At 34.0% G+C, this 22539-nt stretch carries 20 protein-coding genes; 9 read left to right on the forward strand and 11 right to left on the reverse strand.

Annotated elements, in window-relative coordinates; all coding sequences use genetic code 11:
* Positions 1–76: 76 nt before the first annotated feature.
* From AA088_RS01080 to AA088_RS01090, 3 genes are all read left to right on the forward strand, one after another.
* Positions 77–2209: a M3 family metallopeptidase gene (locus AA088_RS01080; protein ID WP_046743078.1), complete on the forward strand. Its 2133-nt coding sequence runs from the start codon at positions 77–79 to the stop codon at positions 2207–2209.
* A 64-nt stretch (positions 2210–2273) separates the two neighbouring features.
* A complete protein-coding gene (locus AA088_RS01085) occupies positions 2274–3077 on the forward strand; it encodes a helix-turn-helix domain-containing protein (RefSeq protein ID WP_046743079.1) in 804 nt (267 codons plus the stop codon).
* A 70-nt stretch (positions 3078–3147) separates the two neighbouring features.
* Positions 3148–3591: a DUF6265 family protein gene (locus AA088_RS01090; RefSeq protein ID WP_046743195.1), complete on the forward strand. Its 444-nt coding sequence runs from the start codon at positions 3148–3150 to the stop codon at positions 3589–3591.
* Between the two features lie 51 nt (positions 3592–3642).
* Here AA088_RS01090 and rpmA read toward each other — a convergent pair whose 3' ends face one another.
* The 3 genes from rpmA to AA088_RS01105 all read right to left on the reverse strand — a co-directional run bounded on the left by rpmA (position 3643) and on the right by AA088_RS01105 (position 5109).
* Complete coding sequence (rpmA, locus tag AA088_RS01095; RefSeq protein WP_046743080.1) at positions 3643–3903, reverse strand: 50S ribosomal protein L27; 261 nt, start codon at positions 3901–3903, stop codon at positions 3643–3645.
* 42 nt (positions 3904–3945) lie between these two features.
* Complete coding sequence (gene rplU / locus AA088_RS01100; RefSeq protein ID WP_046743081.1) at positions 3946–4581, reverse strand: 50S ribosomal protein L21; 636 nt, start codon at positions 4579–4581, stop codon at positions 3946–3948.
* Positions 4582–4659: 78 nt separating this feature from the next.
* Positions 4660–5109 carry a DUF4199 domain-containing protein gene (locus tag AA088_RS01105; RefSeq protein WP_046743082.1) on the reverse strand — a complete coding sequence of 150 codons (450 nt, stop codon included), beginning with the start codon at positions 5107–5109 and terminating at the stop codon, positions 4660–4662.
* A gap of 183 nt (positions 5110–5292) precedes the next feature.
* Between AA088_RS01105 and AA088_RS01110 the strand changes: the two genes are divergently transcribed.
* On the forward strand, positions 5293–6630 hold the full coding sequence (locus AA088_RS01110) for a M16 family metallopeptidase (protein WP_046743083.1): 1338 nt from the start codon (positions 5293–5295) through the stop codon (positions 6628–6630).
* Between the two features lie 7 nt (positions 6631–6637).
* Complete coding sequence (locus tag AA088_RS01115) at positions 6638–8728, forward strand: insulinase family protein (protein WP_046743084.1); 2091 nt, start codon at positions 6638–6640, stop codon at positions 8726–8728.
* A gap of 61 nt (positions 8729–8789) precedes the next feature.
* Here AA088_RS01115 and AA088_RS01120 read toward each other — a convergent pair whose 3' ends face one another.
* Positions 8790–9671 (reverse strand): DMT family transporter, encoded by an 882-nt coding sequence (locus tag AA088_RS01120; protein WP_046743085.1) that lies wholly within the window; start codon positions 9669–9671, stop codon positions 8790–8792.
* 122 nt (positions 9672–9793) lie between these two features.
* Between AA088_RS01120 and AA088_RS01125 the strand changes: the two genes are divergently transcribed.
* Positions 9794–10282 carry a heavy-metal-associated domain-containing protein gene (locus AA088_RS01125; RefSeq protein WP_052752743.1) on the forward strand — a complete coding sequence of 163 codons (489 nt, stop codon included), beginning with the start codon at positions 9794–9796 and terminating at the stop codon, positions 10280–10282.
* A gap of 75 nt (positions 10283–10357) precedes the next feature.
* On the opposite strand, the gene gldD is transcribed toward AA088_RS01125, so the two are convergent.
* Genes gldD through mutY form a run of 4 tightly spaced genes read right to left on the reverse strand, consistent with a single transcriptional unit; the run spans position 10358 to position 13792 of the window.
* A complete protein-coding gene (gene gldD / locus AA088_RS01130) occupies positions 10358–10921 on the reverse strand; it encodes a gliding motility lipoprotein GldD (protein WP_046743086.1) in 564 nt (187 codons plus the stop codon).
* Positions 10918–12222 (reverse strand): gliding motility-associated protein GldE, encoded by a 1305-nt coding sequence (locus tag AA088_RS01135; protein ID WP_046743087.1) that lies wholly within the window; start codon positions 12220–12222, stop codon positions 10918–10920. The genes gldD and AA088_RS01135 overlap by 4 nt, the downstream gene beginning before the upstream one ends.
* Positions 12223–12248: 26 nt before the next feature.
* Entirely contained in the window at positions 12249–12713 is a 465-nt protein-coding gene (locus tag AA088_RS01140) for a single-stranded DNA-binding protein (protein WP_046743088.1), read from the reverse strand.
* A 41-nt stretch (positions 12714–12754) separates the two neighbouring features.
* Positions 12755–13792, reverse strand: a complete 1038-nt coding sequence (gene mutY, locus AA088_RS01145; RefSeq protein ID WP_046743089.1) for an A/G-specific adenine glycosylase — start codon at positions 13790–13792, stop codon at positions 12755–12757.
* A gap of 130 nt (positions 13793–13922) precedes the next feature.
* Between mutY and AA088_RS01150 the strand changes: the two genes are divergently transcribed.
* Positions 13923–14213: an HU family DNA-binding protein gene (locus tag AA088_RS01150; protein WP_007095511.1), complete on the forward strand. Its 291-nt coding sequence runs from the start codon at positions 13923–13925 to the stop codon at positions 14211–14213.
* Positions 14214–14533: 320 nt separating this feature from the next.
* The gene (locus AA088_RS01155) at positions 14534–16081 is read left to right on the forward strand and encodes an Rne/Rng family ribonuclease (protein ID WP_046743090.1); all 1548 of its coding nucleotides are present in this window, start codon (positions 14534–14536) and stop codon (positions 16079–16081) included.
* A gap of 169 nt (positions 16082–16250) precedes the next feature.
* On the opposite strand, the gene AA088_RS01160 is transcribed toward AA088_RS01155, so the two are convergent.
* Entirely contained in the window at positions 16251–19859 is a 3609-nt protein-coding gene (locus tag AA088_RS01160; RefSeq protein ID WP_156168342.1) for a T9SS type A sorting domain-containing protein, read from the reverse strand.
* 101 nt (positions 19860–19960) lie between these two features.
* Between AA088_RS01160 and AA088_RS01165 the strand changes: the two genes are divergently transcribed.
* Positions 19961–20437 carry a regulatory protein RecX gene (locus tag AA088_RS01165; protein WP_046743092.1) on the forward strand — a complete coding sequence of 159 codons (477 nt, stop codon included), beginning with the start codon at positions 19961–19963 and terminating at the stop codon, positions 20435–20437.
* On the opposite strand, the gene AA088_RS01170 is transcribed toward AA088_RS01165, so the two are convergent.
* A complete protein-coding gene (locus AA088_RS01170) occupies positions 20438–21307 on the reverse strand; it encodes a cupin-like domain-containing protein (protein ID WP_046743093.1) in 870 nt (289 codons plus the stop codon). It abuts the gene before it with no gap.
* A gap of 107 nt (positions 21308–21414) precedes the next feature.
* The gene (gene bioB, locus AA088_RS01175) at positions 21415–22524 is read right to left on the reverse strand and encodes a biotin synthase BioB (protein WP_046743094.1); all 1110 of its coding nucleotides are present in this window, start codon (positions 22522–22524) and stop codon (positions 21415–21417) included.
* Positions 22525–22539: the final 15 nt, after the last annotated feature.

Here is a 22539-nt window from a genome sequence, read left to right on the forward strand (position 1 = left end):
ACAATCGCATAGAATGTTAAAATAGTGTTTTAACATTTAAAAAAACGGTATCTTGTTTGTTTAAACCAACAAACCTATGAAACGAACCTCCATAGCAATTATGAGCGGCATTTTGTTATTTACTTCATGTAAAGATGCTACGCCCCAAAAAAACTCTGAAACATCTATGACAGAAAATCCTTTATTGATTGAATGGAATACACCTCATGGCGTACCACCTTTCGACAAAATAAAAAGTAGTGATTATTTACCTGCTTTTAAAATTGCATTAAAAGAAAACGAGAACGAAATCAAAGCCATCAGTGAAAATACTGAAACGCCTACTTTTCAAAATACAATTGAAGCATTAGAATTTAGCGGAAAAAATCTTAAAAGATTGCAGCGTATTTTTTACGCTGTTAACTCTGCCAATACAGATGATACACTAAAAGTTGCCGCCAAAGAAATTACACCTGCCATCGCAGCTCATAACGATTTTATCAATTTGAATGCTACACTATATGAACGTGTAAAAGCTGTGTATGATCAAAAAGAAGATTTATCTCTTACTCCTGAGGAAGAACGTTTATTAGAAGAAACACATAAAAACTTTGTTCGTGCTGGAATCAGCCTTGAAGGAAAAGATCAAAATCGTCTTCGGGAAATCAATACACAACTAGCAAAGCTAAGCAGTGATTTTGGCGAAAATCTTTTAGACGAAACCAATAATTTTGAGTATCATACAACAGACAAAAATGACTTAGGAAATCTTCCGCAAAGTCTAGTATCTCTCGCTGCTGCTGAAGCAAAAAAAAGAGGACATAAAGAAGGCTGGTCATTTACACTACAACGTCCAAGCATTAATCCATTCTTACAAACATCTCCCAATAGAGATGCTCGAAAAATTTTATTTGATGGCTATGCGATGCGCGCCAACAATGATAACGAAAATGACAATAAAGCTATTTTGAGTGAAATGGCTGCGCTGCGTTTAGAAAAAGCCAATTTATTAGGCTACGATTCCCACGCCGCTTATATCTTATCTGATAATATGGCAGAAACTCCCGAAGCTGTATATGGCTTCATGGATAAGTTATGGCCTTCTGCATTAGAAATGGCAAAATCTGAACGTGAAGCCTTGGCTAAAAAAATGGCTACTGAAGGAATCAACGGTGAATTTAGAGGTAGTGATTGGAGATATTACGTAGAAAAAGTCAGAAAAGAACGCTATAATTTTGACGAAGAAGAAACACGCCCATACTTTGAAGTAAATGCAGTACGTGATGGTGTTTTTGCATTAGCAAGCGAACTATTTGGTCTTACTTTTAAGGAAATGAATCACATTCCTAAATGGCATGAAGATCAACAAGTATTTGAAGTTTTAGAAGCAAATGGAACACACTTGGGAATCATATACATGGATTTCTTTGCTAGAGAAAGTAAACGTGGTGGTGCATGGATGAATGCTTTACGCAGTCAAATGAATGTTGATGGAATGGTTACTCCAATAGTGACAAACAATTTTAACTATCCAGCTCCTTCAGGAGATTCTCCATCATTATTATCATTTACAGAAGCAGAAACCTTATTTCATGAATTCGGTCACGCACTACATGGGTTATTTTCAAACGTAAAATACGAATCTTTATCAGGAACTAATGTCCCGAGAGACTTTGTTGAATTCCCTTCTCAGGTAATGGAAAATTGGATGAGTGAACCAAGAGTGCTTCGTATGTTTGCAAAACATTATCAAACAGGGGAAGTAATACCAGACACTATGATTAAGAAAATGAAAGACGCCAATTCATTCAATGGAGGATTTGCGACTGTAGAATATATGGCAGCAGCCTATTTAGATATGGCATGGCACTCGAAAAAGGAAGACATCCCAACAGATGTAAATGCTTTTGAAAAACAAGCTATGGATGATCTTGGATTAATCGAAGAAATTGTTCCACGCTATAGAAGCACCTATTTTGGTCATATCTTTTCTAGTCCAGTGGGCTATTCTTCAGGATATTATAGCTACTTATGGTCTGAAGTACTAGATGCAGATGCTTTTCAAGCATTCAAAGACACTGGGAATATCTTTGACGCAGAAACAGCAAAACGTTACCGCAAAATGTTAAGCATGGGCGGCTCACAAAACGGAATGAAACTCTATAAAACCTTCAGAGGTTCTGAACCAGAAATTGAACCTTTATTAAAGAAAAAAGGGTTTGTAAAATAATAAACTTTCTTTTTAAACTTTAAAGCCTCAATACATAGAATTGAGGCTTTTTATCATCTTAATTATGAAGTTTTTTCAACAAAATCCGACAAAAAAATTACATTGTATTATTAAAGAGCTTTGGGCAATAAATGATTCAAAAGCTATTGATTCCAAGCAGGAAAAAATTATCCCTGATGGATATCCTGAGATGATTTTTCACTACGGCGACCCGTATCAATCCAATGTAAATGGCACTTGGAAACTACAATCCAAAGACATTATTGCTGGTCAAATTACAAACTACTTTTTCCTTCAAAACACAGGTAGTATTGGCATGTTTGCCATCAAATTTCAACCATGGGCACTACATACTTTATTTGGCATAAATAGCGCCTTTTTGACCAATAAGGTTGAAAATATAAATTTTGAAACACACCCCATTTTAATACAATTAAAAAACATTGCTATTTCCCAACACTCATTTTCTGAAAAAGTAGTAATGATTGAAGAATGGTTTTTAAAAAACTTTAATCTTCCTACTAAAACAACCAAAGGAGAGCATGCTACACAACTTATCATTGAGGCTAAAGGAAACATAAGTAGCAAACAACTCGAAAACACAGTAGGAATCACACAGCGCAGCTTAGAACGATATTTTAAAAGCCACATTGGACTATCTCCAAAGTTTTATAGCAGAATAATACGCTTTGCGCATATCTTTTCGCTAGTTCAAAAAGAAAATGTTGATTGGGCAGATATTATTTATCAATCTGGATTTTATGATCAATCACATTTTATAAAGAATTTCAAGGAGTTTTCAGGAGAAGATCCTTCAAAATATGGTTTTTTTGAAAATTCTATGGCTAACTTTTTTCTTAAAAAATAAGTCTTCGTCGGTTTTTTACAATTTTCCCAAATAATTCTCTTCTAATTTTACCTTTCAAAAAACAAATATTATGAGAATTAGTACAGTAGCAAGCATTGCATTTTTAAGTTTGATGACATTATTTTCATGTAAACAAGATCAAATTTCCTTTCTTGAAGGAACATGGAAGATTGAAAATAAGAATCAATACGAAGTATGGGAAAAAGTTTCTCTTACGAAATTAGAAGGACACTCCTATAAATTAGTTCATGGTGAAAAGCATATATCTGAAACGCTTTCAATTCACAAAGAGAATAATGAAATTATTTATACTGCTTTGGTTTCCAATCAGAACCAAGGAAAAGCGATTCGTTTTATATTAAATCAGCGCGTAGATTCATTGGTATCGTTTGAAAACCTTTCTCATGATTTTCCTAAAAAAATCCAGTATAAAAAGTTAAATGAAAAAGAACTTCAAGTATATGTTTTAGGAGAAAACAACCAAGGGTTTGCTTATAAAATGACAAAACAATAAAAAAGCCTGAACAAATGTTCAGGCTTTTTTTAGTTGTTGCAAAGATTTTACTTATGCTTCGAAAGGTTCGATAGATACGTAAGATCTGTTGTTTGCTTTCTTTGTGAATTTCACAATACCGTCTACTTTAGCATGTAATGTATGGTCTTTTCCCATATATACATTTTCTCCTGGGTTGTGAGTTGTACCTCTTTGTCTAACGATGATATTTCCAGCAATTGCTGCTTGTCCACCAAAAATCTTAACTCCTAATCGTTTCGATTCTGATTCTCTACCGTTTTTCGAACTACCAACTCCTTTTTTGTGAGCCATCTTCGTAAGGTTTTATTTTGTTATACTTCAGTGATTTAGCAATTATGCTTTCCCACCATCTAATTCGTCTTGCCATTTCTTCAATTCATCCCACTTTCCATCAGCAGCTAATTGTGCTTGTTTTGGCCAAGTGTCAGTTACGTGATTACCACGAACATCTGCAATGATTTCAGAAATTTTAGCAGCATCCGTTTTTGCTAAATCAGCATACGTTGTGATACCTGCTTCATTTAAAGTAGAAGCGATTTTTGGACCAATTCCTTCAATCTTTTTTAAATCATCTCCTCCTTTATTAGATGCTTTTTTTGCCACTGGCTTCGCATCTTCTTTTTTTGCTTCCTTCTTTGGTTCAGCTTTTTTAGCTCCAGAAGCAACAATGTTTTCAATTACAATTTCAGTTAATGACTGACGGTGACCATTTTTTACACGGTAACCTTTACGTCTTTTCTTTTTGAAAACAATCACTTTATCACCTTTAAGGTGTTTTAAAACTTTAGCCTCTACTGCGGCTCCGTTTATAGCTGGGGCGCCAATTGTAACTTGTCCGTTATCATCTAACAAAAGAACATTATCGAAAGTCACTTGCTTTCCTTCTTCTGTAGCTAAACGATGAACAAATACTTTTTGATCTTTCGCAACCTTGAATTGCTGCCCTGCTATCTCTACAATTGCATACATAGCGTATCGTTTAATTAATTATATTTTATTCAAAAATGGATGCAAATATACATCTAATTAATTAATCTACAAACACTTCTATAAGTCTTTCTGTTTAATGTTGTTACTTGGTTTAAATTTTTGCATAAATAACAGACTCAAAATCACCGCAGAAGCGAATCCTTCTAGTATAATAACAAACAATAAAAGACCTGGTTCTTCAGAATATTTATCCAATCCTGTTTCCATAATCCGTTCAGCAAATTCAGGATTAAGATGAAATATGTAAACTGCCATAAATAGTGTAAATACTATTGTTGCTATAAATCCAGCAATCAGTCCAGCTTTAAAACCATCAAAATAGTTAAAATTACGCCCATTCGCATATTTTGTCTCTTTTATTACTTTGAAAATTCCATAGCCTACAATAAACCCATTAAATATTCGAAACCACGGATTTTCATGCATTCCAATCAATTTTACAAGTAAAAAATAGGCGATTAATCCTACCGCAATAAAAACTCCATATTTTACAGATCTGCTTTCCATGATTATTTTTTTTTGGGATTAGTCTCTTATAAAAATACTAATTATTTGACGAAAAGCGAAGCAAGAAAACCAAAATACCTATTAAAGTTATTGTAAAGTTTCAATAAATCTTGTAAGGTGTAACAATTTTATAGAACTTGCGTCCTATGTAAAATAACGTAAAGTCAAAAAAAGTTTAATGCAATGAAAAAAAGATTATTTTCAGTAGCTTCTTTATTGCTTTTCGGATTTATTTCCCAAGCTCAAGAAGTTAAATTTGAAGAATATGATTTAGATAATGGTCTACATGTCATTCTTCACCAAGACAATTCTGCTCCTGTAGTCACAACTTCAGTAATGTACGACGTTGGAGGAAAAGATTTAGGAGGAAACAACAACCCAGAGCGTACTGGATTTGCTCACTTCTTTGAGCATCTTTTATTTGAAGGCACCGAAAATATTGATCGCGGACAATGGTTCAAAATTGTCTCTTCCAACGGAGGAAGTAACAATGCAAACACATCGCAAGATAGAACTTATTACTATGAAGTGTTTCCGTCAAATAATTTAGAGTTAGGATTGTGGATGGAATCTGAACGCATGATGCATCCCGTAATCAACCAAATAGGTGTGGACACCCAAAGTGAAGTCGTAAAAGAAGAAAAGAGACAACGTTATGACAATCAACCCTATGGGCAATTATTGTTTGTCGTGAATGAAAATATCTTCAAAAAACACCCATACAAATACAAAAACATTGGGGAAATGGAACACTTAGACGCAGCAACTTTAGATGAGTTCAAAGCGTATTTTAAGAAATTCTACGTTCCAAATAATGCGACTTTAGTTGTAGCTGGCGATATAGATATCGCAAAAACTAAAAAAATGATTAAAGATTACTTCGGCCCTATTCCTAAAGGAGAAGAGATTGTTCGTAATTTTCCTAAAGAAGATCCAATTACAGAAGAGTTTAAAGTAGAATATTTTGACTCGAATATTCAAATTCCTGCAATCATCGCTGCGTACAGAACTCCTTCATTTACAACGAGAGATGCGCGCGTATTAGATATGATTTCTACGTACTTAAGCAACGGAAAAAGCTCTAAACTATACAAGCGATTGGTAGATGATAAAAAAATGGCATTAGCTGTACAAGCTGTAAACTTTAGCCAAAAAGATTACGGCACCTATGCTTTATTTGCACTTCCTTTAGGAGAAAATACCTTGGAAGACTTAAAAGTGGAAATGGACGACGAAATCAAAAAGCTTCAAACAGAATTGATTTCTGAGAAAGATTACCAAAAACTTCAAAATAAATTTGAAAACAATTTTGTAAACTCAAATTCGAGTGTTCAAGGAATTGCTAACTCTTTAGCTCGTTACAATGTAATGTACGGAAATACGAATTTGATTAATACAGAAATTGATATTTACAGATCAATCACTAGAGAAGAAATTAGAGAAGTAGCTAACAAGTATTTGAAACCAAACCAACGTTTAATTTTAGAATACAAACCTGCTGAAAAAACAGAAAAAAAATAAAAATCGCATGAAAACAAAAATAATTTCACTTCTTGTATTGTTTGTAACTTCACTAACGATGCAAGCACAAATAGACAGGTCTCAACAACCAAAACCAGGACCTGCACCCAAAGTTAACATTGGAAAACCAAATACCTTTACATTAAAAAATGGATTGACCGTATTGGTAGTAGAAAATAATAAATTACCACGAGTATCAGCAACGCTTACAATTGATAACCCACTAATTGTAGAAGGTAATAAAGCTGGACTTACAAGTTTGGTAAGTTCATTGCTAGGAAGTGGCTCTACCTCAATTTCAAAAGATGCTTTTAATGAAGAAGTTGACTATTTAGGAGCGTCATTAAATTTTGGTTCGCAAAGTGCTTTTGCAAGCTCGCTATCCAAATACTTTCCACGAATTATGGAATTAATGGCTGATGGAGCTTTAAATCCAAACTTTACGCAAGAAGAACTTGAAAGCGAACGAGCTAAAATTTTAGAAAATCTAAAGTCACAAAAGAAAAATGTAGGTGCTATCGCAGGCAGAGTACAATCAGTTTTAGCCTACGGAGCAAATCACCCATACGGAGAGTTTATTACTGAAGAAACCGTAAACAATGTAACACTAGAAGATGTTAAAGCTTTTCACAACAAGTATTTTAGACCAAATAATGCATATTTAATCATTATTGGAGATGTTAAAACTAAAGATGTTAAAAAGTTAGTTAAGAAACTTTTCAAAAATTGGGAAAAAGGCACAATTGTAGCAGATACTTATGATACGGCAAAAAATGCTACCAGTACAGAGGTTAACTTTATCAATGCGGATAATGCTGTTCAGTCTGAATTGAGTGTTCAAAACACTGTAAAATTAACCATGAAAGACGAAGATTATTTCCCTGTATTGATTGCAAACAACATCTTAGGTGGTGGTGGAGAAGCCCGCTTATTCAACAACTTACGTGAAGATAAAAAATTCACTTACGGTTCGTATTCAAGCATTGGAGACAACAGAAAAACAATTTCAACTTTTAAAGCTACTGCTAGTGTTCGTAATGCTGTAACAGATAGCGCTGTAGTAGAAATTTTAAAAGAAATCAAAAAGATTACTACTGAACTGGTTTCAGATGAAGAATTAAAAAATGTAAAAGCAAAATATGTTGGTCGTTTTGTCACTGGAGTTGAGCGCCCGTCAACCATTGCTAATTATGCTTTAAATATTATTACAGAAGATCTTCCTGCCAACTTCTACGAAACTTATCTAGAAAAAATAGAAGCAGTAACAAAAGAAGATGTATTGCGTGCTGCTCAAAAATATTTCCAAAAAGATAACTTACGTATTGTGGTTACAGGAAAAGGTAGCGAAGTTATTGGTGCACTAGAAAATTTAACTTTTGATGGAAAAAAGATTCCTGTAAAATATTTCAACGAATTTGGGGAACCAACAGAAAAACCTGTTTTCAAAAAACCAATTCCTGCTGGCGTAACTGCTCAAACTGTGATTGACAATTATATCAATGCAATTGGAGGTAAAGAGAAATTAATGCAAGTAACTACCACTGTTCAAGAAATGGAAGCTTCCTTTCAAGGAATGTCTATGATTACTACTTTAAAGCAAAAAAGTCCTAATATGATGATGACTGATGTGAGCATGGTAGGAATGGGATCTGTATTTAAACAAGCTTTTGATGGCGAAAAAGGATACATGTCACAACAAGGACAAAAAAGAGACATGCCTGCAGAAATGATTGACGAAATGAAAGCTAGAAAAGGATTATTCCCTGAACTAAATTACAGTGATAGCAAACTAACATTAAAAGGTATTGAATCTGTAGAAGGAAAAGATGCCTATGTAGTTGAGGTAGAAAAATCTTCAGGTGAAAAAGTAACAAACTATTACGACACCACTTCTGGATTAAAGGTTAAAAAAGCAGAAACAGCAAAAGGCCCTGGAGGACAAGAAGTTGTACAAGAAACAACTTATGGAGATTACAAAGAAGTTGATGGAATTAAATTTCCATATGAAATGGTTGTGCCAATGGCTGGACAAAAAATTGAATTTAAAACCATTTCTGTAAACGTAAACAAACCATTAAAAAAAGAAGATTTCCAATAGATTTTTCTTTTTTAAAAAGATAAAACCCGAAAGTTTTGGCTTTCGGGTTTTTTATATTCCACTATTTTTTCTTCAAGCGTTTATTTACTAAATACACTCCTATCAAAATAATAATTCCTCCTAGGAGTTGATATAAACTTAATTCTTCTCCATCTAAAATTCCCCAAAAAATAGCTACAACAGGCATAGTGTATGTTACCGAAGAAGCAAATACCGGACTTGAAATTTGTACCAACCGATTATAAATTACTTTTGCAATAGCTGTTCCAAATAATGATAAAATGGCTACATATCCTAAAGAAATCTGCATTTCCCTGTTTTCAAAAATGGTGCTAAAAAAACCTGTCCATGCTAAAATGATTAATGCAGGGATAATTAAAAAAACAAAATTTCCCACAACAATAGCAAGTGCATTTAAATCATTCAAATATTTCTTCACCATATTCACATTCAATCCATAACCAATAGTCGCCAATGCGATAAAAATACTGTACCAATAGTTTTGATTTGGGTTAAAGTTAGTACCCGCAAATATTAACACTAATGCACCAACTAAACCAATCAACACACCTAAAATTTGACGTTTGGTTGTCTGTACTCCAAACAGTATAATTCCAAAAATAACAGTATATAAAGGTGTCAATGAATTTAACATACTTGCTACAGCACTATCCAATTGTTCTTGCGCAAAAGCAAACAGAAATACAGGAAAAAACGAACCCGCAAGCGATGTTAAAAAGATCCACTTCCAATGCTCTTTCTTTATAAGTTTTACTTTTTGAATTCCAATAGAAAATAAAATAATTGCGGTTATAGTAAGTCGTAAAGCGCCAACTTGAACAGATGTCAGTCCTTTAATTCCTTGTTCAATAAGAATAAACGAACTTCCCCAAATTAAAGACAAAACAACTAAGTATACCCATTTTAATTTTGCGTGATCCATAACCGTTTTATGTAAATACCTGCAAAAGTCCGACAATTATTTCTAATATTTAGTTCATAATTCTTTAATTTTGTGATATGCTTATAAGCGAAAATTATATGAACTCTTTGATTAAAATTAGTATGAAAAAAATATTATGTATTTGCGCAATGGCAATTGCAATCGTAAGCTGTAAAGATAGCGCAACACCAAAAACAATTACTGTTGATACTGGTGTAACAACTGAAACGCAAGAAGCTACTACAAAAGAAGTTGCTGCCAATTATCACAAAGCACAATTTAAAATAGATGGCATGACTTGCGCTGTTGGTTGTGCAAAACGCATTGAAGGCAAATTAGCTGCTATGGAAGGTGTAAAATCTGCCAAAGTAGACTTTGACCAAAAACTAGCTATGGTTGAGTATAACGAAGAAAAAGTAAATTTTGATGCGCTAATACAAACCGTTTCTGAAGTTCCTGGCGATTATAAAGTTTCTGACATGAAAAATGTGGACTCTTTTGAGAAAGCTTGTCCATCAGATTGTAAAAAAGAATGCTGCACGAAGAAAGAAGAAGAAAAAATGGCGTGTGCGAAAGATTGCAAAAAAGCATGTTGTGCCAAAAAAGCGTAAAGAAATTTATTCAAAAATTAAAAACCCTCAACTAATGTAAGTTGAGGGTTTTTTTATAGCTAGTAAACTATTTAATTACTCTTTCCATTGCAACGATTCTATGAGTGTTCGTATATCTTTTTTGATATAAATGACTGCTGGATAAATAGAATCGTAATTAGGCTTTACATTAAAATACAAAGAACCTGTTAAAAAGTGTTTAGTACTGTCTGTAACATAAAATTGAGCTTGTGAAGCTGCATTTCCTTCTACTTCATACACCATTCCATATACATTTTGAGCCGCATTTTCATAAACAGTTGGCTCAATAGCATCTGCTTTTACGGCGTGCTCATACGTGAGTTTTTGCACATCTTCTAATAATTGCCTTAAGTTTCCATTAACTGGCACATATGACAAATGCAATGTTCCTTTTAAAGCGGGATAGTCTAAATTTATCCAACAATTTTGCTTTGGATTAATCACCGCGATTTGATTTTTTTCAAATGTATAAGGACAATCTGACTGCACTTTTGCATACAATGCTTCTGGAAATTCCAATCGCAAAAAACCTTTAGGTTTCGGCAACACTTCATCTCCACAAGAAATTAATAAAACACAAATAAGTAATGCTGATAGAATATATTTTAAAAAGGTCATTCTTTGAGTGTAACTTTTACTTGTTTTAATCGTTTGTTATCGATTACTTCTACTGTAAACGTATAATTACCAAAGTTTATTTTGTCTTTCACTTTTGGAAAACCTCTAAAAATTTCAAGAACAAAACCAGCAATAGTCTCCGATTCTCCTTTTTGATTTTCAAATTCGGTATTATCTTCCAAACCTATGATTTTGTAAAAATCTTTTAAGTTTGTTTTCCCTTCAAAAACAAAGTTTTTATCATCAATTTTTGAAAAATGCACATCTTCATCGTCAAATTCATCACTTATATCACCTACAATTTCTTCAATCACATCTTCAAGAGAAACCAATCCCGAAGTACCGCCATATTCATCAACCACAATTGCTAGATGAATTTTTTTATCTTGAAATTCACGTAACAAGTCGTCAAGCTTTTTATTTTCAGGCACAAAATAAGCATCTCTTAAAAGCTGAGTCCATTCAAAATTTTTGGCATCTATATGTCGAATCAGGTCTTTTACATACAAAACCCCTGAAATTTCATCTAGACTTTCTTTATAGACAGGAATTCGAGAATAGCCATTTTTAGTAATTTCTTTTAACACATCTTCGAAAATCATATCTTCCTTGAGCGCAAAAATGTCCATTCTTGGCTGCATTACCTGTTTGGTATCGGTATTTCCAAAAGAAACAATTCCTTGTAAAATTTTTTGTTCCTCTTTGGTTGTTTCATCTTCTGAAGTTAATTCTAGTGCTTGTGATAATTGATCTACAGAAAAGTTAGAACGTTGTTTTCCTAATTTTTTTTGAATTAACTCCGAAATAAAGCTCATTGGCACACTTAATGGAGAAAATAGTTTATCTAAAACCATTAAGGGATAAGCCATCATTTCAGAAAATTTATGCTTATTTCGACTCGCATATACTTTTGGTAGAATTTCTCCAAAAAGCAAAATCAGAAAGGTGACTACTCCAACTTCAATTACCAAACGTATCCAATTGACTCTAATTCCAGAAAAGAATACATCACTAATTGATGCAAATAACAAAACTGTAGCAATATTGATAAAGTTATTAGCAACTAGAATTGTTGCAAGTAATTTTTTGGGATTACGAAGAAGCCTTGCAGCTAAGCGTAAGCGTACAACCTCCGAATCGGAAGCTTCATTAACTTCGGTTTGTGATAGGGAAAATAGAGCTACTTCTGCACCAGAAATTAATGCAGAACAAAGCAATAAGATACCGAAAAATATAATCTTAAAAATAACAAGTCCATCAACGGACGCGGTCATGAGGAATAAACTGGGTTCTGGATCCAAAATCTCAATGATTAGTTAAACTTCGATTAAAATGGCAAATCATCGTCATCATCAACACTATGAGTTTGTGGCGCAGATTGTTGCATTGGCTGTACTGGTGGTTGCACTGCTTGTTGTGCACTCGGATTTACCGTTGCATTTGACTGAGATTCTTGTTTTGTAGACAAAAACGTAAAGTCAGTCACCTGAATTTCAGTTGTATATCGTGTATTTCCATCTTCTCCCTGCCATTGCCTGTTCTTCAAACGTCCTTCAACATATACTTTATCACCTTTGCTAAGGTATTTTTCACAAATCTCGGCTGCTTTATTTCGCACTACAATATTATGCCATTCAGTATTCACAACTCGTTCACCTGTTTGCTTATTGGTGTAGGAATCATTTGTAGCCAAGGGAAAACGACCTATACAGCCGCCACCTTCAAAGTAATGCATTTTTACTTCATCGCCCAAATGTCCTATCAACATTACTTTATTTAGTGTTCCGCTCATATAAAAAATTTATGTGTATAATCAAATGTACTAAAAAACCATTAAAAATTGAATTCTTCAATAAAGTTTCCAATTAGAATAGGAACTGGATATTTTTCAATTGTTTGCAAAGGTATTCCGTTTTTTAAATTTTCCTTGGTTTCTACAATCCAAAATGTAGTATGCAAATGTTGATGTGACAACTTATGGACTTTAATCTCCTTATTATATGGTGTAATAGAAAATTTCTTGATACGTATTTTTTTTTCTATCCTTTCTTCAAAAGAAACGATATTTTGTATAGGTTCGGATGTTTCTAGTAATGGAAATTGATACAGTCCTTGCCAAATCCCTTTTCCTTTACGTTGTTCCAAAAGTGTTTCTTTTTCATCTGAAACAACTACTAAATAATTGAACCAACGATTTTTGATTTTTGTTTTTCTAAGCTTTACCGGCAACGAATTCACTCGTTGTTTTTCTAATCCTGCGCAACTTGTATGCAATGGACATACTATACAGTACGGACTTTGGGGCTTACATTGTACAGCACCGAATTCCATAATTGCTTGATTAAAGTTTGCCGGATCTTCTTTATCAATTACTTCTTGGGCTAGTTTTTTAAATACCTTGATACCTTCTGTACTATTAATAGGTATATCTATATTAAAGTAACGCGCCAATACGCGGTACACATTTCCATCTACAACTGGAGTTACTTCGTTAAAGCAAATAGATGCAATAGCACTAGCCGTATAATCGCCAATACCTTTTAATTGTAACAATTCTTTATATGTACTAGGAAATATACCGTTGTAATTTTCCACTATATCTTTTGCTGTGTAATGTAAATTACGTGCTCGAGAATAGTATCCGAGTCCTTGCCAAAGTTTTAACACTTCTGTTTCTTCTGCATTTGCTAAGTCGAAAACAGTTGGAAATGCTTCTATAAACTTTTCATAATATGGTAACCCTTGAGCAACTCGTGTTTGTTGTAACATAATCTCAGACAGCCAAATACGATAGGGATCTTTTGTTTTTCGCCAAGGTAAATCGCGTTTATTTTGACGATACCAAAGGATAATTTCTTTAGAAAAGTTCATGATTTTTGAATAATATGCAAAAATAAATGTTTATATCATTAAATTTTAATCAATTAGAATATAAATATTATCTAATTAATTATATATTTGCATCCCTTAATTTTATAACGAATAAACAAAATATATTAAAATGACGAAAGCGGACATCGTAGCAAAGATTTCAGAGAAATTAGGAATGGAAAAAGGTGATGTACAGGCAACTGTAGAAACTTTCATGGAAGAAGTAAAGAATTCTTTAGAGAGTGGAGACAATGTTTATCTACGAGGATTTGGTAGTTTTATTATTAAAACAAGAGCAGAGAAAACTGGAAGAAACATCTCTAAAAATACTACTATCAAGATTCCTGCACACAACATTCCTGCATTTAAACCTGCTAAAGTCTTTGTAGAAGGAGTAAAAAGCAACGTTGAAGTAAAGTAATTGAAGAAAATATTTATTAATTAAAAACATAGAGCATTATGCCAAGTGGTAAAAAAAGAAAAAGACACAAGGTAGCTACGCACAAGCGTAAGAAAAGAAGAAGAGCTAATCGTCACAAAAAGAAGAAGTAGTTTATATAAACTACTTCTTTGTTTTATAGCTAAAACAACACGTTCTTTGAAAAAAAATTACATACTTAGTAAGCACTTCTGTCTTGTGTGTACGTAGAGGTATGTATATTTTATTGGGTAAAAACAATACCTGTGAGAAAATTGTTTAATCCATCTGTACATTCATGTATGGATAAAAATTAAATCAGAGTGAATAAAGAATTAATTATTAGATCCAATTCCTCTGAAGTTGATTTTGCCTTGCTAAAAGATGGAAAACTTATAGAATTACATAAGGAAGAAGACAACAATGATTTTGCGGTTGGAGACGTTTTTCTTGCCAAAATAAGAAAACCTGTTTCCGGGCTAAATGCAGCTTTTGTAAATGTAGGCTATGAAAAAGATGCCTTTTTACATTACCATGATTTAGGACCTCAACTTCCTTCCTTACTTAAATTTATAAAACGTGTAAGCACAGGTAAATTAAAAGATTATACATTAAAAAACTTTCCTTTTGAGCCCAATATAGATAAAAATGGTAGCATTATGGATGCTGTTAAAGCCAATCAATCTATTTTAGTTCAAATAGTGAAAGAGCCAATTTCAACCAAAGGTCCAAGAATTAGTTCTGAACTTTCTATTGCCGGACGTTATATTGTACTCGTTCCATTTTCGGAACGTGTTTCTATATCTCAAAAAATTGAAAGTAAAGATGAAAAGGACCGATTAAAACGTTTGGTACTCAGTATCAAGCCTAAAGGTTTTGGCGTTATTGTACGTACAGTAGCTGAAGGCAAAAAAGTAGCTGAATTGGACAAAGACTTACAAAATTTGTTGACCAAATGGTCTACAATGTGTAAAAAATTGTATAAAGCTGAACATCCTTCGAAAGTATTGAGTGAAATGAATAAAGCGTCTTCTATTTTAAGAGACATTTTTAATGAAACATTCACAGGAATACAAGTAGACGATGAAGATCTTTATTACGAGATTAAAGATTATGTGCAAAAAATTGCACCAAGTAAAGAGTCTATTGTAAAATTGTACCAATCTAAAGTTCCACTCTTCGAAAAATATGGAGTAGAACGACAAATCAAAACCTCTTTTGGAAAAACCGTTTCCATGAGTAAAGGCGCTTATTTAGTAATAGAACACACTGAAGCATTACATGTGATTGATGTAAACAGTGGAAATCGTTCTAACAAAGCCAAAACACAAGAGGATACTGCACTTGAAGTCAATCTTATCGCTGCTAAAGAAATAGCAAGACAGCTTCGATTACGAGATATGGGAGGAATTATCGTGATTGATTTTATAGATATGACTAATGCAGAACACCGAAAAACTTTGTTTGATCATTTGAAGGCAGAAATGAAAGATGACAGAGCGAAACACAAAATATTACCTCCAAGTAAATTTGGCTTGGTACAAATTACGCGACAACGAGTACGACCAGAAGTAAATATTAAAACAAGAGAGAAAGATCCTAACGGAAATGGCAGCGAAGTGGAAGCTCCAATTGTTCTTGTTGACAAAATTACGGCTGATCTAGAAAGAATTTTAGCCAAAAAAGAAGGCTTCAATGGGATTACGCTCAACACACATCCGTTTATTGCAGCGTATCTTACTAAAGGATTTCCATCAATCCGTTTTAAGTGGTTCTTAGAACACAAAAAATGGGTAAAAATATTACCTAGAGACGCTTACACGTATTTAGAATATCGTTTTAAAGATAAAAACGATGAAGTTTACACTTAAAAGAAAAGCGACCAAGTTTGGTCGCTTTTTTTATTGATACGCATTGTTTTCAAAACAATATTACTCTTTATTTTACTTTTCTTAACAGAACTATAGTAGAGTGTCTTTTATAAAAAAGGGCATTACACACTTAGGTGAAACAAAAATAACATCCCAACAATGTGTTATATTAACGGGTAATTTTCTTAACGAGTCTTCCCTTTTCTGTATCAATCACCACAATATACACACCTGAGGCAGCATCTCTCAACGACATCTTTTTACTCATGTCTGTAGTTACGGAAATAGCCTGTCCTATTAATGAATATATTTCGACCTTTTGAATTTCTGTTCTAGTTCGCTGTTTTATTTCTAATTCTTGATTTGAATTGAGGTACACAATTAAATCATCTGCTCCTATTACGTGTTCTTCTATACCAAGTAATGCACTATTTGTAAATTGCAATTGAAATCTATCCGCAAAACTCCCATCAATTGTCGTAAATGTATAAGCAGATTGCTTTAAGTCATGAGTGATGTTTAATGTCAAATCTTTTAAGTAAACATCCGTAGTTTGAAGAATTCCATCAAGATCATGAATACTTATAGTTAAATCTCCTAAAATGCTAGCATCATAACCCAAAGGAACAATATCGCTCCCTGTAAAAGCTGGACGCCCTTGAATTCCATATTGATGAGTTGCATCTTTTGAGTAAAATTTAAGATAATTAGACGCTCCTAATCTTATCCCGTCGTATAATCGATCTTTCTGCAAAGTAGCATCAGGAAAAAATCCAATCAATATTTGACTATAAGCTCCGTCAGGATTCGTTAAGTTTAACCAAATTCTATCTGGCTCAACTGTAGATTCAGATGCATTTAAACTCTCATTACTAGATCTATAAAAATTTGTATTATCATGAGCATTACTACGCATACTATTATTAAAAGTTACTGTTCCTGCGGTCAATGCTTCTAAGAAAAAACCTTGTCCAGAAGCAATAAATCCTGTTGGCGCAGAACTTCCACTAGTGGATCCTGTTCCTACTCCACCAGTAGCATTATACATAGCATAATCGTCTGTACTATAATTATAAGCATCTGGACCAGGATTTGAAATAGATGCATCATCTACATGCGTCCAAAAATATAGAGTTCCTGTAATGTTTGTATTGAAAGTCACAAAATCGTCAGCACTTATAGCTGATGGATACGGATTTCCTACAAAGTTCCAATCATCATCAGCATCAGTTGCATCTGCACTTAAACTAACAGGTACAGTTATTACTCCATTATTGATTGCTCCACTAAAGGTAATCGTTTCTGTTCGCGGAAAGCTTCCTGAAGTCGGCCCCATAACAGCATACCCTACTCCTGACGTCATTGTTCCTGACGTGTTAGCCCAAGCATCATCGTTATCATCAATCTCATCTCCATCCAAATCTTCAAAATTGGCAGCTATAAAATCATATGCATGATCCAAACGCCAGCCACTTAATACTGTTCCAAGATTAGCATTAGTGATAGGAGAAGACCAATATGTATAGTCATATTGCTCAAACGAAGTAGTTGTTTTCTCCACATTAACAATTCCAGTTCCATTAAGCGTAACATTTCCTGAATCGTCCACCATAACCAATGAACCTTGATGATTTACATCAACAACTCCGGTATCATTTACAGTCAAATCATTTTGTATATCTACATAAGTATTACTGGGAATGGTTAGTGTAATTCCCGTATTAACTGTTAAAGAACAAACCGTCAAATCTCCATTGGTATTCGTATCATAATTTCCTGCCAGAGTAACTATACGAGATCTATCGGGTGTGCCATTACTCCATGCACTTCCATTCCAACTTGTAATTCCTTCTTCATGCTCTCCTAAATATGGATTTGTACCAGCTACTGGATTTTCAACCTCAGTATCAGTAAACTCTACCCAATCATTAATGTCCCAAGTAATAGAAGGCCCTGAAGCTACACATGAATTTCTAACAAAACATCTTCGATCACCCCATACCGTTCCATCTCCAATAACATCAACTCTATTAGCCCAAGAACTACTGTCTACAGTTGTCGTGATTATAACAATATCATCTCCACTAAATAAACTTGCTCCCAGAGGAAACTCAAAAGTAGGATTTCCATCATAACCAACTTCTCCTGGAGAAGCATAGGCTGGCAATACTGCCGTATCATGCTTGTAACGACGTACTTCGTCAACTGCCATGTCTGTAGCAATTAAAATATTATTGTTGAATGAAGGAGAACTAGCATTAGATGGATCAGCGGAAGCTGGGTTATCCGCATCAGCATTATTTAATACTACAATATAATAAGTGTTTGCAGGAATAATTGCACCGCTCACATTTTTTACTTCTATCCATTTATTTGTGGACGACCCTTCATAGTATTGGGTAATCATTATATCGGTAGCTGTAAGCGCATTTATGGTAAGGATTCCTGAATTATACGTAACCGGATCCCAAAAGCTACCCATATTGTCAGCTAAAATTCCTCCATATGTAAAATCGCTACTATTAATTCTAAAACGGCTCGCATAGTAATATGTTCCAGCAGTTAATGCTGAACCAATTTCAGCAGTATATTGGTCATTATTACCAGAATCTGAATCGTATGAAGCTACTACCCAAGTCCAACCTGGATCGGTTCGTGGATCATTATCTGTTGTGTTATATCCTATCCAAGCTTCTACATTGGCACCTTGTCCTGCCGCATCGGTAATACCTGGCTCATATATTTGTGCATATACATTAAAAGTAGCTCCTTGTGTTATTGTTGCAGATTTAGGAAAATCAACATTACAAAAATCAGCTACATCAGGATTTACAGTAAGTTGAACAGAATCATTACTCCAAACTCCGCCAGAACCACCATATGTAAAATTACAAGAATTCAGTCGAAAACGGCTTGCATAATAGTAGGTTCCTGTTGGCAAACTTGACCCTATTTCTGCGCTAAATTCATCATTGTTTCCCGATTGTACATTGAAAGTTGCTGCAACCCATGTCCAACCAGCACCAACACTTGGGTCATCATTTACAGTGTTGTACCCAATCCAAGCTTCTACTCCTACGCCTGCTCCCGCCGCTTCTGTAACTCCAGGCTCGTATCCTTGAGCATATACAGTAAAACTATCTCCAACAGTAATGGTTTGCGATGTAGTAGGGAATTGTATATTTACAAAATCCATAGCATCTACACAACTAGAAGAAACAGCACCATTAACTATTATATCGTTCCCAGTACCTTCAAATCCTCCTGAACCACCAGTAGCTTCTGCCCAACCATAAATTCTATACGTTACAGCTGCTGTATTTCCAGTTTGATTTACTGTAAATGTAATGACCTGAGTACTTGTATTATCAGCAATAGCCATTTCTGTGTCAATATTTGCTGCATAACCGTCTAAAGAACTTCGCAAGGCAATTCCACGTAGTCCTGTTCCAGAACGCTGTACGTTGAAAACCATTGTCGTTACATCAAATTCATAACCACCATTAGGTGTTATGGTAAATTCCATATAATCATTTCCAGAAACTGCATTGGCTATACTAGTGGTTGCCCATGATGTAGCATTAAACCTGTCGCCATTATTAGCGGCTGTAAGTCCACTACCTCTGGTAATTGTGGAAGTTGATAAATTTGCATCATTGAAGTTTGATACTGCAGATGCTTCGTTTCCTGCTAGTCCGTTAAAATCGAATGTTAAGATTTGAGCTTGTCCCAAAAAACACATTAGAAAAAAGAAAACGGGGGCTATTTTTCTTTTCATACCACTACATTTAAATGTACCTACTAATATACTAGATAATTATCTAATAATCAAAACTGATTATTTTTTGCTCGTGTAAATAAATAGTTATTCTTTTGTAAATGACTTTGCATAAAAAATCGTATTCTCTTACTGAAGCTGTTGTAAAAATACAACAATTTTGCGTATATCAAGATCGTTGTCATAAAGAAGTAATCGAAAAATTACAAAATATGAACATGATTCCTGATGCAATTGATATGATTATCGCAGAATTAATTAAAGATGATTTTTTGAATGAAGAACGTTTTGCTAAAAGTTTTGCCAGAGGAAAATTTCGCATTAAAAAATGGGGGAAGCTACGTATAGTTAGGGAATTAAAACAGAGAGAAATCTCAAAATACAATATTGACATTGCATTGCAAGAAATTGAAGACAATGCTTATTTGACTACACTTGACACTCTTGCAAAAAAACGCAATGATTCTATAAAAGAAGACAATCCGTATAAGCGAAAGAAAAAAATAGCAGATTATTTATTCTACAGAGGTTGGGAACCCCATTTGGTGTATGAAAAAATAAACGAACTAGTAAAATAGCTAAAGAATGTGGTTTTTTCGATGAGTTCTTACAATTGCTTGTTCATTTTTCCAATCAATCCATTTTTGTCCTTTTATTTTTCTCATTAAATTGTCATAATGACGCATGATAAACACATTATAAATTGCTTTCCCAAGATTCTTAGGTTTTTTTGCAATAGACCGTAAACTCATTGAAAAACCTGGCGTTACATATTTCATATAGTGCCAATACCCTTCAGGCATATACAAAATATTTCCATGCTCTAATTCTGTTATATAGCCTTCCGCTTTTTTTAAAGCTGGCCATTTTTCAAAGTCTGGATTTGAGAAATCAATATCTTCTCTTACAATAAGAGAATGTGGAATTTTATATAGAAAATTGCTTTGTTTTTGATCAAATAAAATGCATTGCTTTTTTCCTTCAAAATGAAAATGAAAAATATTTGCCAAATCAATATCGTAGTGCATAAACGTATGCGAGTTTGCGCCTCCAAAAAACAACATTGGGAGTGATTTCATTAATTTTAACCCAAAATCAGGATAAGAGAAATCTTTTTGCAACGAAGGAACTTCTTTGAGAATATTCCAAAGAAAGATACGATACTTTGTAGGTTCTTTTTTTAGCAAATCCACATATTCAGACATTTTCATCTTTGCATGTGGCTCGTTAAAACCATCTTTATAATCTACAGGTCTATCATCATACAATGGCACAACTTTATCACCTGCTATGTCTTTCATGTAGTCCAAACTCCATTTTGAATACGCTGGCCAGTCTTCAATAAAACGTTCTATAACCACTGGCTTTTGTGGTTTAAAGTAATTCTTAATGAATTCTTCTTTTGTAATCGTTTTAACTCTTGGAATTTGTTGCAGATTCAATTTCAAAATTCTAACGTTTATCTAGCTAAGTTAATAAATTGTTATGTAAAATTAATCGTAAAGTAAAAAAGAGCTCATTACTGAGCCCTTTTATGTTGTTTATATAGTACTCATTATTGCTTTTTCTCTAGCACAGCCGCTTTCATTTTCTCTTTTGCCTGCTCGTTTCTTTCAATAGTATGTTCTGGTCTTGACCATTTTGGTTTTTCTCCTAATGCCTGATATTTAGAGTCTTTTGCTTCCACCGTTTGTGGCTGCACTTTTTTTGTAAATGGTTTTTGTGGATTCAACCCAAGCATCTCAAACATTTTCATATCTTCATTAACGTCAGGATTTGGCGTTGTTAGTAATTTGTCTCCAGCAAAGATTGAATTTGCTCCAGCAAAGAAACACATCGCTTGTCCTTCTCTGCTCATATTTGTTCTTCCAGCAGATAAGCGTACTTGTGTTTCAGGCATTACGATTCGAGTTGTGGCAACCATACGAATCATTTCCCAGATTTCCACTGGTTTTTCATTTTCTAATGGCGTTCCTTCTACTGCAACTAATGCATTTATTGGCACTGATTCGGGTTGAGGGTTTAAAGTTGCCAATGCAACCAACATTCCTGCACGATCTTCTATAGACTCGCCCATTCCTATAATACCTCCACTACAAACAGTTACGTTGGTTTTACGAACATTATCAATTGTTTCTAGACGATCTTCATATCCTCTAGTAGAAATAACTTCTTTATAATATTCTTCCGAAGAATCTAAATTGTGATTGTAGGCATACAATCCCGCTTCAGCCAAACGTTTTGCTTGATTTTCGGTAACCATTCCCAAGGTACAGCAAACTTCCATGTCTAATTTGTTAATGGTACGTACCATTTCCAAAACTTGATCAAACTCTGGCCCATCTTTTACATTTCTCCATGCTGCTCCCATACAAACGCGAGAACTCCCAGAAGCTTTTGCACGTAATGCTTGCGCTTTTACTTGAGAAACAGACATCAAATCATTTCCTTCAATATCTGTATGATAACGTGCTGCTTGCGGACAGTATCCGCAGTCCTCAGGACAGCCACCCGTTTTTATAGATAGTAAAGTAGATACTTGCACTGTATTTGGATCATGATGTAATCTGTGTACAGTTGCTGCTTCATATAACAATTCCATCATTGGTTTGTTGTAAATCGCAATGATTTCTTCTTTCGTCCAATTGTGTCGGATGTTGCTCATAAATTAGTTAGTTTG

It is taken from the genome of Kordia zhangzhouensis (assembly GCF_001005305.1).
Taxonomy (GTDB): domain Bacteria; phylum Bacteroidota; class Bacteroidia; order Flavobacteriales; family Flavobacteriaceae; genus Kordia; species Kordia zhangzhouensis.

What these genes read in the sequence shown, in the direction of transcription:
- AA088_RS01080 (WP_046743078.1), top strand. Translation starts at nt 77, where the DNA reads ATGAAACGAACCTCCATAGCAATTATGAGCGGCATTTTGTTATTTACT.
- AA088_RS01085 (WP_046743079.1), top strand. Translation starts at nt 2,274, where the DNA reads ATGAAGTTTTTTCAACAAAATCCGACAAAAAAATTACATTGTATTATT.
- AA088_RS01090 (WP_046743195.1), top strand. Translation starts at nt 3,148, where the DNA reads ATGAGAATTAGTACAGTAGCAAGCATTGCATTTTTAAGTTTGATGACA.
- rpmA (WP_046743080.1), bottom strand. Translation starts at nt 3,903, where the DNA reads ATGGCTCACAAAAAAGGAGTTGGTAGTTCGAAAAACGGTAGAGAATCA.
- rplU (WP_046743081.1), bottom strand. Translation starts at nt 4,581, where the DNA reads ATGTATGCAATTGTAGAGATAGCAGGGCAGCAATTCAAGGTTGCGAAA.
- AA088_RS01105 (WP_046743082.1), bottom strand. Translation starts at nt 5,109, where the DNA reads ATGGAAAGCAGATCTGTAAAATATGGAGTTTTTATTGCGGTAGGATTA.
- AA088_RS01110 (WP_046743083.1), top strand. Translation starts at nt 5,293, where the DNA reads ATGAAAAAAAGATTATTTTCAGTAGCTTCTTTATTGCTTTTCGGATTT.
- AA088_RS01115 (WP_046743084.1), top strand. Translation starts at nt 6,638, where the DNA reads ATGAAAACAAAAATAATTTCACTTCTTGTATTGTTTGTAACTTCACTA.
- AA088_RS01120 (WP_046743085.1), bottom strand. Translation starts at nt 9,671, where the DNA reads ATGGATCACGCAAAATTAAAATGGGTATACTTAGTTGTTTTGTCTTTA.
- AA088_RS01125 (WP_052752743.1), top strand. Translation starts at nt 9,794, where the DNA reads ATGAAAAAAATATTATGTATTTGCGCAATGGCAATTGCAATCGTAAGC.
- gldD (WP_046743086.1), bottom strand. Translation starts at nt 10,921, where the DNA reads ATGACCTTTTTAAAATATATTCTATCAGCATTACTTATTTGTGTTTTA.
- AA088_RS01140 (WP_046743088.1), bottom strand. Translation starts at nt 12,713, where the DNA reads ATGAGCGGAACACTAAATAAAGTAATGTTGATAGGACATTTGGGCGAT.
- mutY (WP_046743089.1), bottom strand. Translation starts at nt 13,792, where the DNA reads ATGAACTTTTCTAAAGAAATTATCCTTTGGTATCGTCAAAATAAACGC.
- AA088_RS01150 (WP_007095511.1), top strand. Translation starts at nt 13,923, where the DNA reads ATGACGAAAGCGGACATCGTAGCAAAGATTTCAGAGAAATTAGGAATG.
- AA088_RS01160 (WP_156168342.1), bottom strand. Translation starts at nt 19,859, where the DNA reads ATGAAAAGAAAAATAGCCCCCGTTTTCTTTTTTCTAATGTGTTTTTTG.
- AA088_RS01165 (WP_046743092.1), top strand. Translation starts at nt 19,961, where the DNA reads ATGACTTTGCATAAAAAATCGTATTCTCTTACTGAAGCTGTTGTAAAA.
- bioB (WP_046743094.1), bottom strand. Translation starts at nt 22,524, where the DNA reads ATGAGCAACATCCGACACAATTGGACGAAAGAAGAAATCATTGCGATT.